At 71.6% G+C, this 12,827-nt stretch carries 12 protein-coding genes; 1 reads left to right on the forward strand and 11 read right to left on the reverse strand.

Annotation, left to right across the window (positions count from 1 at the left end):
• Positions 1 to 193: 193 nt before the first annotated feature.
• The 11 genes from AQI88_RS14050 to AQI88_RS14095 all read right to left on the reverse strand — a co-directional run bounded on the left by AQI88_RS14050 (position 194) and on the right by AQI88_RS14095 (position 11,375).
• The gene (locus AQI88_RS14050; RefSeq protein WP_066997582.1) at positions 194 to 1,522 is read right to left on the reverse strand and encodes a sulfate adenylyltransferase subunit 1; all 1,329 of its coding nucleotides are present in this window, start codon (positions 1,520 to 1,522) and stop codon (positions 194 to 196) included.
• 2 nt (positions 1,523 to 1,524) lie between these two features.
• On the reverse strand, positions 1,525 to 2,463 hold the full coding sequence (gene cysD / locus AQI88_RS14055) for a sulfate adenylyltransferase subunit CysD (protein ID WP_066997585.1): 939 nt from the start codon (positions 2,461 to 2,463) through the stop codon (positions 1,525 to 1,527).
• Positions 2,460 to 3,026, reverse strand: coding sequence for an adenylyl-sulfate kinase (gene cysC / locus AQI88_RS14060; protein ID WP_079057561.1), 567 nt, complete (start codon positions 3,024 to 3,026; stop codon positions 2,460 to 2,462). The genes cysD and cysC overlap by 4 nt, the downstream gene beginning before the upstream one ends.
• Positions 3,023 to 3,733, reverse strand: coding sequence for a phosphoadenylyl-sulfate reductase (locus tag AQI88_RS14065; RefSeq protein ID WP_066997587.1), 711 nt, complete (start codon positions 3,731 to 3,733; stop codon positions 3,023 to 3,025). The genes cysC and AQI88_RS14065 overlap by 4 nt, the downstream gene beginning before the upstream one ends.
• Positions 3,730 to 3,912: a hypothetical protein gene (locus AQI88_RS14070; protein ID WP_066997590.1), complete on the reverse strand. Its 183-nt coding sequence runs from the start codon at positions 3,910 to 3,912 to the stop codon at positions 3,730 to 3,732. The genes AQI88_RS14065 and AQI88_RS14070 overlap by 4 nt, the downstream gene beginning before the upstream one ends.
• A complete protein-coding gene (locus tag AQI88_RS14075; protein ID WP_066997593.1) occupies positions 3,909 to 5,606 on the reverse strand; it encodes a nitrite/sulfite reductase in 1,698 nt (565 codons plus the stop codon). The genes AQI88_RS14070 and AQI88_RS14075 overlap by 4 nt, the downstream gene beginning before the upstream one ends.
• A 124-nt stretch (positions 5,607 to 5,730) precedes the next feature.
• On the reverse strand, positions 5,731 to 5,814 hold the full coding sequence (locus AQI88_RS48785) for a putative leader peptide (protein WP_309486338.1): 84 nt from the start codon (positions 5,812 to 5,814) through the stop codon (positions 5,731 to 5,733).
• Between the two features lie 92 nt (positions 5,815 to 5,906).
• A complete protein-coding gene (locus AQI88_RS14080; protein WP_066997595.1) occupies positions 5,907 to 6,470 on the reverse strand; it encodes a GNAT family N-acetyltransferase in 564 nt (187 codons plus the stop codon).
• 87 nt (positions 6,471 to 6,557) lie between these two features.
• Positions 6,558 to 7,892 carry a hypothetical protein gene (locus AQI88_RS14085; RefSeq protein WP_066997598.1) on the reverse strand — a complete coding sequence of 445 codons (1,335 nt, stop codon included), beginning with the start codon at positions 7,890 to 7,892 and terminating at the stop codon, positions 6,558 to 6,560.
• A 141-nt stretch (positions 7,893 to 8,033) separates the two neighbouring features.
• A complete protein-coding gene (locus tag AQI88_RS14090; protein WP_208615779.1) occupies positions 8,034 to 9,308 on the reverse strand; it encodes a GAF domain-containing protein in 1,275 nt (424 codons plus the stop codon).
• Positions 9,309 to 9,737: 429 nt separating this feature from the next.
• Positions 9,738 to 11,375, reverse strand: coding sequence for an acyl-CoA dehydrogenase family protein (locus AQI88_RS14095; protein WP_066997604.1), 1,638 nt, complete (start codon positions 11,373 to 11,375; stop codon positions 9,738 to 9,740).
• 131 nt (positions 11,376 to 11,506) lie between these two features.
• Between AQI88_RS14095 and AQI88_RS14100 the strand changes: the two genes are divergently transcribed.
• A complete protein-coding gene (locus AQI88_RS14100) occupies positions 11,507 to 12,688 on the forward strand; it encodes a YihY/virulence factor BrkB family protein (RefSeq protein ID WP_208615780.1) in 1,182 nt (393 codons plus the stop codon).
• Positions 12,689 to 12,827: the final 139 nt, after the last annotated feature.

A 12,827-nucleotide genomic window follows, 5' to 3' on the forward strand; every position in this document is an offset into this window, starting at 1 on the left:
TCAGGTCGTGGCCGGGAGGTCGGCAGGTCTTCGTCGCATCCGGGACGTCGGGTGGGGGGTGAGGGCGCGCAGGCAGTGCGCGTACGTCAACGCACACATCGCGCCACCCCGCCCTGTCCGCTGCCGAGGGCGCCGCTGCCGATGCGGCCGCCCTCCTTCGCGAAGGTCGAGTAGACATCGGTCGGGTTCATGGTCAGAAGTCCCAGCCGTCGTCTTCGGTCTCGTCCCTGACCGGGTCGGGGGCGGCGAAGGACTCGCCGACCATGCCCGCGGTGAGCGTGGTGCCGTCGCTCGGGTCGATCAGGATGAAGGAGCCCGTACGGCGCGAGTCGGCGTAGGAGTCGACCGGCAGCGGTTCCGCGGTGCGGATCTTGACCCGGCCGATGTCGTTGGCGACGAGCTGTCCCGGGTGCGGGTGCAGGGAGAGGTCGTCGAGGGTGAGGCGGGACGGGATGTCCTTGACGATCGCCTTGACCGTGCGGGTGCCGTGCTTGAGCAGCACCCGGTGCCCGACGGTCAGCGGCTGGTCGGCGACGTGGCAGACGGTCGCCTCCACGTCCTGCGTGGTGGCCGGCGCGTCCTTGGTCGGCACGATCAGGTCGCCGCGCGAGACGTCGATGTCGTCGGCCAGCAGCACGGTCACCGACTGCGTCGTCCAGGCCACGCCGACCGGCGTGCCGAGCAGGTCGATGCCGGAGATCGTCGTGGTGCGGCCGGAGGGCAGGACGGTGACCGGATCGCCCACCCGGAACGTACCGGCGGCGATCTGGCCCGCGTAGCCCCGGTAGTCCGGGTGCTCGGCGGTCTGCGGCCGGATCACGTACTGCACCGGCAGCCGGGCGTGGCAGTGGCTCAGGTCGTGGGCGACCGGGACCGTCTCCAGGTGCTCGAGGAAGGTCGGGCCGCCGTACCAGTCCATGGTCGCGGACGGGTCCACCACGTTGTCGCCGGCGAGCGCCGAGATCGGGATCGCGGTGATCTCCGGGACGCCCAGCTCCAGCGCGTACGCCGTGAACTCCTCGGCGATCGCGGCGAACACGGACTCCTGGTAGCCGACGAGGTCCATCTTGTTGACGGCGAGGACCACGTGCGGGACGCGCAGGAGCGCGGCGATCGCGGCATGGCGGCGGGTCTGCTCGACGACACCGTTGCGGGCGTCGACCAGGATCACCGTCAGCTCGGCCGTGGAGGCACCCGTCACCATGTTGCGGGTGTACTGCACATGGCCCGGCGTGTCGGCCAGGATGAACCGGCGCCGCGGCGTGGCGAAGTAGCGGTAGGCCACGTCGATGGTGATGCCCTGCTCGCGCTCGGCCCGCAGGCCGTCGGTCAGCAGCGCGAGGTCGGGGGCCTCCTGGCCGCGGCTTGCCGAGGCGCGCTCGACGGCCTCCAGTTGGTCGACCAGGACCGACTTGGAGTCGTGCAGTAGCCGGCCCACCAGCGTGGACTTGCCGTCGTCGACCGAACCGGCGGTCGCGAACCGCAGAAGGGTCGTCTCGGAGAGTTCCGTGGTCGTGCTCATGCTTAGAAGTACCCCTCGCGCTTACGGTCTTCCATCGCCGCCTCGGACATCTTGTCGTCGGCGCGGGTGGCGCCGCGCTCGGTGAGCCGGGAGGCGGCGATCTCCGTGATGACCTGCTCCAGCGTCACGGCGTCGGAGTCGACGGCACCCGTGCAGGACATGTCACCGACGGTCCGGTACCGGACGAGCCGCTTCTCGACGGTCTCGCCGTCCTTGGGCCCGCCCCACTCGCCCGCCGTCAGCCACATACCGCTCCGGGCGAACACCTCACGCTCGTGCGCGAAGTAGATCTCCGGCAGCTCGATGCCCTCGCGGGCGATGTACTGCCAGACGTCCAGCTCGGTCCAGTTGGACAGCGGGAAGACACGGACGTGTTCACCGGGCGCGTGGCGGCCGTTGTACAGGTTCCACAGCTCGGGGCGCTGGCGGCGCGGGTCCCACTGCGAGAACTCGTCGCGCAGGGAGAACACGCGCTCCTTGGCGCGGGCCTTCTCCTCGTCGCGACGCCCGCCGCCGAAGACCGCGTCGAACTTCTCGGCCTGGATCTTCTCGGTCAGCGGCAGGGTCTGCAGCGGGTTGCGGGTCCCGTCCGGGCGCTCCTTGAGCACACCGCGGTCGATGTAGTCCTGCACGGACGCGACATGCAGCCGCAGGCCGTGCCGGGCCACCGTACGGTCGCGGTACTCGAGGACCTCGGGGAAGTTGTGTCCGGTGTCCACGTGCAGCAGCGTGAAGGGAACCGGCGCGGGCGCGAACGCCTTCAGCGCCAGGTGCAGCATGACGATGGAGTCCTTGCCGCCGGAGAAGAGGATCACCGGGTTCTCGAACTCGCCCGCCACCTCGCGGAAGATGTGCACCGCCTCGGACTCGAGGGCGTCCAGGTGCGAGAGGGCGTACGGGGAGCCCCTGCCCTCCTCGACCTCGGCGACGGTCGTCGTCATGCCAGTCCCCTTTCGGTGAGCAGCGCGTGGACCGCGGCCGCGGACTCCTGGACGGTCTGGTGCTGCGACTCGATCCGCAGATCGGGCGACTCGGGCGCCTCGTACGGGTCGTCGACCCCGGTCAGCCCGGACAGCTCGCCCGCGGCCTGCTTGGCGTACAGACCCTTCACGTCGCGTACGGAGCACACCTCGACCGGGGTCGCCACGTGCACCTCGACGTACGTCGTGCCGTTCTCGTCGTGCCGCTTGCGGACCGCGTCCCGGCTGTCCGCGTAGGGCGCGATCACCGGGACGAGCGTCTTGACGCCGTTGCGGGCGAGCAGCTCGGCGAGGAAGCCGATGCGCTGCACGTTCGTGTGCCGGTCCTCGCGGCTGAAGCCGAGGCCCGCCGAGATGAACTCGCGGATCTCGTCGCCGTCGAGCACCTCGACGAGGTGGCCCTCCTCGCGCAGCCGGCCGGCCAGCTCGTACGCGATGGTGGTCTTGCCGGCACTCGGCAGACCCGTGAGCCAGACGGTGGCTCCGGTGGTCACGTGGTTCTCCTGGTTGTCGGTGGTCGTCATCCGTGCAGCCCGCACTCGGTCTTGGCGCGCCCGGCCCAGCGGCCGGCGCGTGCGTCTTCGCCCTCCAGGACCCGGCGGGTGCACGGGGCGCAGCCGATGGAGGCGTAGCCGTCCGTCAGCAGCGGGTTGGTCAGGACGCCGTGCTCGGCCACGTAGGCGTCCACGTCGTCCTGCGTCCAGCGGGCGATCGGGGAGATCTTGACCTTCCGGCGCTTCTCGTCCCAGCCGACGACCGGGGTGTTCGCCCGGGTCGGGGACTCGTCGCGGCGCAGCCCGGTCGCCCAGGCGGCGTAGCCCTTCAGACCCTCTTCCAGCGGCTGCACCTTGCGCAGCTTGCAGCACAGGTCGGGGTCACGGTCGTGCAGTTTCGGGCCGTACTGGGCGTCCTGCTCGGCGACCGTCTGCGGCGGCGTGAGGGTGATGAGGTTGACGTCCATCACGGCCTCGACCGCGTCGCGGGTGCCGATGGTCTCCGGGAAGTGGTAGCCGGTGTCGAGGAACACGACGTCCACGCCGGGCATGACGCGGGAGGCGAGGTGGGCGACCACCGCGTCCTCCATGGACGAGGTCACGCAGAACCGCTTGCCGAAGGTGTCCACCGCCCACTGGAGGATCTCCATCGCGGAGGCGTCCTCCAGGTCGCGGCCCGCCTGCTCGGCGAGCTGCTTCAGCTCCTCGCTCGTACGCTCTTCCTGAGCCGTCGTCATATCCGGTCGTCCCCTCCGTTGTCGGCTCGCTGAAGACCCCGGGCGAGCAGCCCGAGGAACTTCAGCTGGAATGCGCGGTTGCACGCCCCGCATTCCCAGGCGCCGTGGCCCTGCTCATTCGGACGCAGGTCCTCGTCACCGCAGTAGGGGCAGTGGAAGGGCGCCGCACGCTCGCTCACGACAGCGCCTCCTCGGAAGCCCGCGCAGCCCACGTGGCGAACCGCTCGCCGTCCTCGCGCTCCGCCTGGTAGCGCTTCAGGACGCGCTCGACGTAGTCGGGCAGCTCCTGGGAGGTGACCTTCAGGCCACGGACCTTGCGGCCGAACCCGGCCTCCAGGCCGAGCGCGCCGCCCAGGTGCACCTGGTAGCCCTCGACCTGCTCGCCCTGGTCGTTGAGGACCAGCTGGCCCTTGAGACCGATGTCCGCGACCTGGATACGGGCGCAGGCGTTCGGGCAGCCGTTGAGGTTGATGGTGATCGGCTCGTCGAAGTCCGGGATGCGGCGCTCGAGTTCGTCGATCAGGGAGGAGCCGCGCTGCTTGGTCTCGACGATGGCGAGCTTGCAGTACTCGATGCCGGTGCAGGCCATGGTGCCGCGCCGGAACGGGGACGGCTTGGCCGTCAGGTCCAGCGCCTCCAGGGCCTCGACCAGCGGTTCGACCTGCGCCTCCTCGACATCGAGGACGATCATCTTCTGCTCGACCGTGGTACGGACGCGGCCCGAGCCGTGGGCCTCCGCGACCTCGGCGATCTTCGTCAGCGTGGCGCCGTCGACGCGGCCGACGCGCGGGGCGAAACCGACGTAGAAACGGCCGTCCTGCTGCCGGTGCACACCGACGTGGTCGCGCCAGCGCTCGGTGGGCTCGGCGGGCGCGGGACCGTCGACCAGGCTGCGCTTGAGGTACTCGTCCTCCAAGATCTGGCGGAACTTCTCCGGACCCCAGTCGGCGACCAGGAACTTCAGGCGGGCACGGGTGCGCAGGCGCCGGTAGCCGTAGTCGCGGAAGATGCCGATCACGCCGGCCCAGACGTCCGGGACCTCGTCCAGCGGCACCCAGGCGCCGAGCCGGACGCCGATCTTCGGGTTGGTGGACAGGCCGCCGCCGACCCACAGGTCGAAGCCGGGGCCGTGCTCGGGGTGCTCCACGCCGACGAACGCGATGTCGTTGATCTCGTGCACCACGTCGAGCAGGGGCGAGCCGGAGATCGCGGACTTGAACTTGCGGGGCAGGTTGGAGAACTCCTTGCTGCCGATGTAGCGCCGCTGGATCTCGTCGATCGCCCAGGTGCCGTCGATGATCTCGTCCTCGGCGATGCCGGCGACCGGCGAGCCGATGACGACACGCGGGCAGTCGCCGCAGGCCTCGGTCGTGGACAGCCCGACGGCCTCCAGGCGGTTCCAGATCTCCGGGACGTCCTCGATGCGGATCCAGTGCAGCTGGATGTTCTGCCGGTCGGTGATGTCCGCGCTGCCGCGCGCGAACTCCTGCGAGATCTCGCCTATCACGCGCAGCTGCTGGGTGGTGAGGCGACCGCCGTCGATCCGCACCCGCAGCATGAAGTACTTGTCGTCCAGCTCCTCCGGCTCCAGGATGGCGGTCTTGCCGCCGTCGATCCCGGGCTTGCGCTGGGTGTACAGCCCCCACCAGCGCATCCGGCCGCGCAGGTCGTTGGGGTCGATCGAGTCGAAGCCACGCTTGGAGTAGATCGTCTCAATGCGTGTCCGCACATTGAGACCGTCGTCGTCCTTTTTGAACTGTTCGTTGCCGTTCAGCGGGGTGAAGTGACCCACGGCCCACTGACCCTCACCGCGGTGACGGCTCACCTTGCGGCGGGGCGCTGGCGCGGCGGGATTCTGCGGGGTGGCGGCCATGGTTCTACGTCCTTCGGACAGGCGGAAAGCGGCTCTGACCTGCGCATACGCGCGCATGGAGGCATGCGTGCGCGGCGTTGCGCAGCAGGGAACAGGTACGGGGAGGTCGGCGGTGCTGGGGCGGTCAGCTCGCCGGACAGATGGCGCTGGACATGCGGCCGAGGTCGACGTGCCGCCGACTCACCAAGGCAATTCCAGTTCCAGACATGACGGAAGCGTGTCACGGGGATCTCTGGCCAGTCCACCATTGTCCATAATCTGGACGGAACTATTCTGAATGGCGAGACAGAGTGTTCTGGGTCACGCTCCCGGCCAGGGACCCGGCGTCGCCACGTCCGGCTCCAGCTCCACCTTCGTGTCGAACAGCTTGAAGCCCCGCCGCTGGTAGTTGTCCATCGCGAACTCGCCGTCCTTGCTGCACGTGTGCAGCCACACCCGCTTCGTCGGCGTCCGCTCGGGCCACCGCTCGGCCAGGTCCCAGGCGCGGGCGGTGCCGTACGACAGCAGGGGGCCGCCGATCCGGCGGCCGCGGAAGGCCGGGATCAGACCGAAGTAGACGATCTCGACCACGCCCTCGTCCTGCGGGTCCAGCTCGACGTAGCCGGCGGGGGTGCCGCGGTCGTACGCCACCCAGGTCTCCGCGCCGGGACGGTCCAGGTGTTCCTGCCACCGGGCGTAGGTCCAGCCGAGGCGGTCGGTCCAGTGGATGTCGCCGCCGACCGAGGCGTACAGGAACCGGCTGAACTCGGGGGAGGGGACCTCGGCGCGGACGATCCGGACATCGCCCTCGGGGGCCGCGGACGGCAGGAGGTCGGCCGGTGAGGTCTGTTCCAGGGACCAGGTGGTGACGGGGACGCTGCTCATGCGTGCCAGGGAATCATCCCGCCCGGCCGTCTGTCGATCGTCCGGGTCACTGCGCAGATCACTCCGATCGGCGCCGGGGCCGGGCCGTCAGCCCAGTGACCGGTCCAGCGCGGCCAGCGGCACCGCGAACAGCATCCGGTCCGACAGGGACCACACCTCGCCGGTCTCCTGCCAGTAGGACAGGGAGCCCGCGGACGCGGCCCAGCAGTGGTGCGAGCCCTCCGAGCCGCAGTGTGCCGCCGACGCCCCCTTCGTGTCCTGGCGCCACAGCCCGCCATGGCCGTCCATGGAGCCGGACAGCCGTCCCACATACCAGGACGGACGTGCCGCCCCGGGCTGCCGGTACGACAGCACGCCCCGGATCCCTGACGTCCGCGTCCGGTAGGCCTCCACCGCGTCGGCCCGTCCGGCGGCGTCGGTGGCGAGCAGGCCGCCGCGCGCGGGGTCCGTGCTGAACGCGTACCGCCACAGCCGGGCGTGCCGGCCGCCGCCGGGGGCGGTCCACTCGCCGGCGACGAGGCTGTCGGGTGCCGTGCCGCGGTCGAGGGAGAGGGTGCCGGGGCAGGGCGGGCCGGAGGCGGCGCAGCGGCCGGCGGAGAAGCGGTAGGAGCCGACGGCGGGCATCACGTACCGGTAGCCGTCGGCGGACCAGCCGCCGGGCACCCGGCCGATCGCGGGCCCGTCCACCGTGGCGCGCTGGATGCGGTCGAGGTCGTAGACGTAGAGCGCGTCGGCGCTGCCGGTCGTGGTGGTGACCAGCAGCTTGTCCTGGTACCAGACCATGCCGGAGACACGGGAGGCCAGGCCGCGGTAGTCACGGCCGCCGTCGACGGGCACCACCAGGAGCACCCAGCGGTAGGCGGGGCGGCTCGGGGCGTCGGCGTCGACGAAGGCGACCCTGGCGAGGCCCCGCTCGGCGGCGGGGCCGGTGGTGGTGCTGTGGGTCCAGCCGGTGAGGATCACCCGGTGGGTGCCCCAGACACCGTCGTCGTCGGCGTCCCCGGAGGTGGTCACCGAGGCCGGCTGCCAGGCGGTGGTGGCGGTATCGGCCCGGTCCCAGCAGTAGGCGCGGACGGCGGCCGGGGTGACGGGCAGGCTCGCGCGGTCCTCGTCGGTGCAGCCGGCTCCCTCGCCCAGGGTGCGGTCGGTGTCCTGCAGTACGGCGTCCACGCCGACCGGGCGGCCCATGGAGGCGGCGAGCCGGTTCAGCGTGGGGGCGGGTACCAGGTGCTCCTGGAGTTGCAGGGGGCCGGTGTCCGCCGGGGAGGTCAGCGGCCTGAGCGCGCCGGGGTTCTCGGCGACCCCGGCCTGCGAGGCGCTGATCAGGGTGGCGGCCGCGGTGAGGGCCAGCGCGGTCCCGGCGAGGACCGCACGCAGGGCCGCGCCCCGCCTGCGCCGACGGTGTCTGCCGCGATGCTTCATATTTCCTCCCGAGCGGGCCAACTGCGCCTGGCGGTCCGTACGTTGACCGAGGAGCAGGTGGGGAGGCCCATAGGGATGCTACGGCAGTGAGGGGCGTTGCGGGGCCAAGGCGCCGCAAATATGCGGAAGCCGCCCGCGCTGTCAGTCGGCCCCCACCGCCGCCCGTCGCCGTGCCACCGCCGGTGCCGTCGACTGGGGGAGCAGGTCGCAGAGGTCGCCGGGCAGCAGCACCTCGACCTCCACGTCCTCGCAGAAACGATACGGCCGGTGTCGTAGAAGGTCCCCCAGATATCGGCGAATTCTGGACATTTCTGCTCTTACGGTCACTGTTCTGGAGGGATCGCCGAACAGATCCTCGGCGAGGCCCGCCGCGCCGCGCCCGGAGCGGTGTGCGGCGAGCAGATAGAGCAACTCGGCGTGCCGGGGACTGAGTTCGCGTGACCAGGAGCCCGCCGAGGCGGTCACGGTCACCGAGCCGCGGACCGGCCGGCTCAGGTCCAGCACGATCCGGGTGGCGGCGGACGCCGGGTCCTCCTCCGCCGCCCGCAGCAGCCAGCCCCCGGCCAGCGGCTCCACCGCGCACGAGCCGAGCGCGGGCAGCCACCGGCGCCCCGGCGCAAGGGACTTGGGCAGCGCGAGGCGCCGTACGTAGGGCATCCCGGTCACGGCGGCCGCCCAGCCGTCCCGGTCCACCACCAGCGCCCGCCCGTCCAGCCGGGCCAGCACCGGGGCGGCCATCGTGCGCAGCCGCTCCAGCGAGGCCAGGTGCAGCTCGCGCAGGCGGGCCTCGGCGAGCTTGGCGACTGAGTCCACCCAGGCGAGGGTCGCCGGATGCATGGTCTCCAGCGGGCCGCTCACGTCCACCACGCCGATGAGCCGGCCGTCCCTGGGGTCGGTGATCGGAGCGCCCGTACAGGTCCAGGAGGCGTGCGAGCGGACGAAGTGCTCGGCGGCGAAGACCTGCACGGGCCGCCGCACCACCGCCGGGGTGCCCACGCCGTTGGTGCCGACGACGTCTTCCCGCCAGTCGGCGCCGAGCAGGAACCCGAGGCCGTCGGCCTTGCGCAGCACCGGCGGGGAGCCCTCCCGCCACAGCACGCGGCCCTCGGCGTCCGCGACGACCATGATGTGCTGGGCCACGTCCGCGACCGAAAGCAGACCTTCGCGCAGCACCGGCAGGATGTGCCTGAGCGGTGACTCCTCCCGTCTGCGCCGCACTTCGTCCAAGGGCAGCAGCCGGGATCTGAAGTCGTGGTCGGGGTCGACCCCGCTGCGCAGCATCCGTCCCCAGGACTGCTCGATCACCGGCCGGGGCGCGATCCGTGCCCGATGTCCTGCCAGCGTGGCCTCGCGCACCTCGCTCAGCACCCGCGCCGCCTGCGCCGCGTCCACGGCGGCCAGGCGCGCCACGTTCATCGGCGGGTTCACCACTGGGGTCCTCCGGGAAAGGCATCGAACACACTTGTCAAGCCGTTCCGGCGGCGGTTTCCGGTCCGGCTGTATCTCTCATACTGCCGCCCGGACCATGCCGGAGGCACACACTCCGCGCACAGACACCAACAAGTTGCAACCCCCTGCAACCCTGGTGAACCGCACGAAGGTGGCTGAGACTTGACCACGACACCGCCTCCGAGCGGTGTTCGTGGCCTCGAACGGGCCCATGAGGCGGGGGTGGTGCCGTGTCGGCGCAGCACCACCCCTTCCGGGGGTTCGGCGAGGGCGCGACAGGGGGTGCGGCGTGAGGTGCGTTGGCGTCTGCGGGGCCGTCGTGGCTGGTCGCGCCCACGCGGCGGAGCCGCATACCAGCAGAGCCCCGCGCCCCTTGGGACGGGCGTCGCGAGTGCCTTAAGAAGTCGGCCGGGCCCGCTCCACCACCGACTTCAAGTCCAAGCCGGACGGCAGGGTGCCGAAGGAGGCGCCCCGGTCGCCGCCGAGCCGGGAGGCGCAGAAGGCGTCGGCGACCTCCGGCGGCGCGTGCCGTACCAGGAGTGATCCCTGGAGCACCAGTGCGAGGCGCTCGACCAGCCGCCGGGCCCGGCCCTCGATGCCGTCCAGGTCGGCGAGTTCGGTGAACAGGTCCTTCACCGCCCGGTCCAGCCGGTGGTCGGCGCCGTGCGCCCGCCCGATCTCGGTGAGGCAGGCGTCCAGGGCGCCCGGCTCGCGCTGCAGCGCCCGCAGCACGTCCAGCGCCTGTACGTTCCCGGCGCCCTCCCAGATGGAGTTCAGCGGCGACTCGCGCACCAGCCGGGGCAGCCCCGACTCCTCGACGTACCCGTTGCCGCCCAGGCACTCGGCGGCCTCCACCGCCACCGGTGCGCAGCGCTTGGTGATCCAGTACTTGGCGGCCGGCACCGCGAGCCGCAGGAAGGCGCGCTCCTGCTCGCCTCCGTCGTCGTAGGCGGCCGCGAGCCTGAGGGTCAGCGCGGTCGCAGCCTCGGACTCCAGTGCGAGGTCCGCCAGTACGTTGCGCATCAGCGGCTTGTCGAGCAGCTTCCCGCCGAAGGCCTCCCGGTGCGTGCAGTGGTGGACGGCCTGCGCCACCGCCTGCCGCATCAGGCCCGCCGAGCCGAGCGCGCAGTCCAGCCGGGTCGCCGTGACCATCTCGATGATGGTGCGCACCCCGCGGCCCTCCTCGCCGACCCGGCGGGCCCAGGTGCCGTCGAACTCCACCTCGGCGGAGGCGTTGGACCGGTTGCCCAGCTTGTCCTTGAGCCGCTGGATCAGGAACACGTTGCGGCTGCCGTCGGCGAGGACACGCGGGACGAGGAAGCAGGTGAGCCCGCCGGGGGCCTGGGCGAGGACGAGGAAGCCGTCCGACATCGGCGCCGAGCAGAACCACTTGTGCCCGGTCAGCGTGTACGTCCCCGCCTCGGCGAGCGGCCGGGCCTCGGTGGTGTTCGCCCGTACGTCGCTGCCGCCCTGCTTCTCGGTCATGCCCATGCCGAAGAGGGCGCCGGGCTTCTGCGCGGCGGGTCGCAGCTCACGGTCGTAGATCGTGGACGTCAGCCGCGGCTCCCACTCCGCTGCCAGCTCCGGGTCGGCCCGCAGCGCGGGTACGGCCGCGTGGGTCATCGACAGCGGGCAGCAGTTGCCCGCCTCGACCTGCGTCCAGATCAGGAACCCGGCCGCCCGGCGCACATGCCCGGCAGGGCGCGTCCAGGCGCCGGTCAGCCCCGCCCCGACCCCCTTGCCGAGCAGCCGGTGCCAGGCCGGGTGGAAGTCGACGTCGTCGATCCGGTGGCCGTAGCGGTCGTGGGTGCGCAGCCGCGGCGGGTGCTCGTTCGCCTGCACCGCCCACTCCTGCACCTGCGCCGAACCCGAGGCCCGGCCGAGCGCGGACAGCTCGTCGCGCACCTCGTCCAGCACGTCCGGACCGGTGTACCGCCCGACCGCCTCCACGAGGGCCCGGTCGGCGGTGAAGAGGTCGTATCCCACCAGCGCAGGAGGCTGGTTCGTCACGGTGTGGGTGGAGTTGCCTGCCATGATTGCGAACCTACCCGGGACGGCGGCGACGGGGGCTTCCAGAGTGACACAGCACCGCCCACGGGCGCGTCGGCGCCGGTCACCGGCCCCGGAAGGTGAGGGCGGCCCGGTACGGCGGATACCGTTAGGTCGTGCAGCCAGGAAGTGAAACCCCCGAGCGGCCCCCGGGCCGGCTCCACCGGGCCAGAGTCCTCTACCGGAACGTCTCCAAGCGCAGGACCGCCTGGCTGTTGCTGAAGGACACCGTCAACTCCTGCATGGAGTACCGCATCCTGGGTCTGGCGGCGGAGGCGGCGTTCTTCACGCTGCTGTCCGTGCCGCCGCTGCTGCTGAGCCTCATCGGCCTCCTCGGCTACGTCGACGCCTGGACCGGCGCGGACACCATCCAGAGCCTGGAGAACAACATCCTGGAGGCCTCCCGCACGGTCCTGTCGGACAAGGGTGTCAAGGAGATCGCCGAGCCGATCCTGCACGACGTGATGAGGGGCGGCCGGCCGGACGTCATCTCCATCGGCTTCCTGTTCGCGCTGTGGTCGGGCTCCCGCGCGGTGAACGTCTTCATCGACACGATCACCGTCATGTACGGCCTCGACGGCGTCCGCGGCATCGTCAAGACCCGGATGATGTCCTTCCTGCTGTTCATCGTGGCCCTGCTGATCGGCTCGGTCGCGCTGCCGCTGATGGTGGCCGGACCGGACGCGGTGGTGGGGATCGTGCCCTGGTCGGAGACGGGAATCCAGGTCCTGTACTGGCCGGTCGTCATCGTCCTGTCCATCGTCTTCCTGACGACCCTGTACCACGTGTCCGTGCCCGTCCGCTCCCCCTGGATCGAGGACGTCCCCGGCGCCCTGGTCGCCCTGGCCATGTGGGTCCTCGGCAGCTTCCTCCTGCGCATCTACCTCACCAACACCATCGAGGGCGCCACGATCTACGGCTCCCTCGCCGCCTCCGTCGCCGTCCTCCTGTGGATCGGCGTGTCGGCCTTCGCCGTGCTCGTCGGCGCGGCGGTGAACGCCGCCATCGACCGGGTCTGGCCGGCCGCGGCCACGGCCGCCGCCCGCGCGGCCAACGTGCGGCTGCGCGAGGCGGAGGTCGTCGAGTACGTCGCCCGCGTCGCCGCCGCCCGCGAGGCCGACCCCGACGATCCCGACATGCCCTCCGAGTTCCCCGAGCGCTGGTCCCGCTTCCTTCCCCCGGAGGACGTCACAGCCCGCCTGCGCACCCACGCGAAGAACCCGCACCACCCGCACAAGGAGCACGGCGTGAAGGGCGCCAACGGCGCGAACGGGAGCCCACCACCACACCGCAAGTAACCGGCACCGGCAGCTCGGGGAGCGTGTTCGGGCACCGGCCGCCGTCCGAGACCGCCGCAACGACGCGAAGCTCGACGGCGGACCGGGTGGACCCGGCGGACCTGGGGGCCCCGGGCGGTGCCCGACGCCCGGCACCCGT

This window comes from Streptomyces cellostaticus (genome assembly GCF_001513965.1).
GTDB lineage: Bacteria > Actinomycetota > Actinomycetes > Streptomycetales > Streptomycetaceae > Streptomyces > Streptomyces cellostaticus.

Coding starts and splice junctions, on each gene's coding strand:
- AQI88_RS14090 (WP_208615779.1), bottom strand. CDS start 9,308: ATGAACGTGGCGCGCCTGGCCGCCGTGGACGCGGCGCAGGCGGCGCGG.
- cysC (WP_079057561.1), bottom strand. CDS start 3,026: ATGACGACCACCGACAACCAGGAGAACCACGTGACCACCGGAGCCACC.
- AQI88_RS14050 (WP_066997582.1), bottom strand. CDS start 1,522: ATGAGCACGACCACGGAACTCTCCGAGACGACCCTTCTGCGGTTCGCG.
- AQI88_RS14080 (WP_066997595.1), bottom strand. CDS start 6,470: ATGAGCAGCGTCCCCGTCACCACCTGGTCCCTGGAACAGACCTCACCG.
- AQI88_RS14065 (WP_066997587.1), bottom strand. CDS start 3,733: ATGACGACGGCTCAGGAAGAGCGTACGAGCGAGGAGCTGAAGCAGCTC.
- cysD (WP_066997585.1), bottom strand. CDS start 2,463: ATGACGACGACCGTCGCCGAGGTCGAGGAGGGCAGGGGCTCCCCGTAC.
- AQI88_RS14095 (WP_066997604.1), bottom strand. CDS start 11,375: ATGGCAGGCAACTCCACCCACACCGTGACGAACCAGCCTCCTGCGCTG.
- AQI88_RS14075 (WP_066997593.1), bottom strand. CDS start 5,606: ATGGCCGCCACCCCGCAGAATCCCGCCGCGCCAGCGCCCCGCCGCAAG.
- AQI88_RS14085 (WP_066997598.1), bottom strand. CDS start 7,892: ATGAAGCATCGCGGCAGACACCGTCGGCGCAGGCGGGGCGCGGCCCTG.
- AQI88_RS48785 (WP_309486338.1), bottom strand. CDS start 5,814: ATGTCTGGAACTGGAATTGCCTTGGTGAGTCGGCGGCACGTCGACCTC.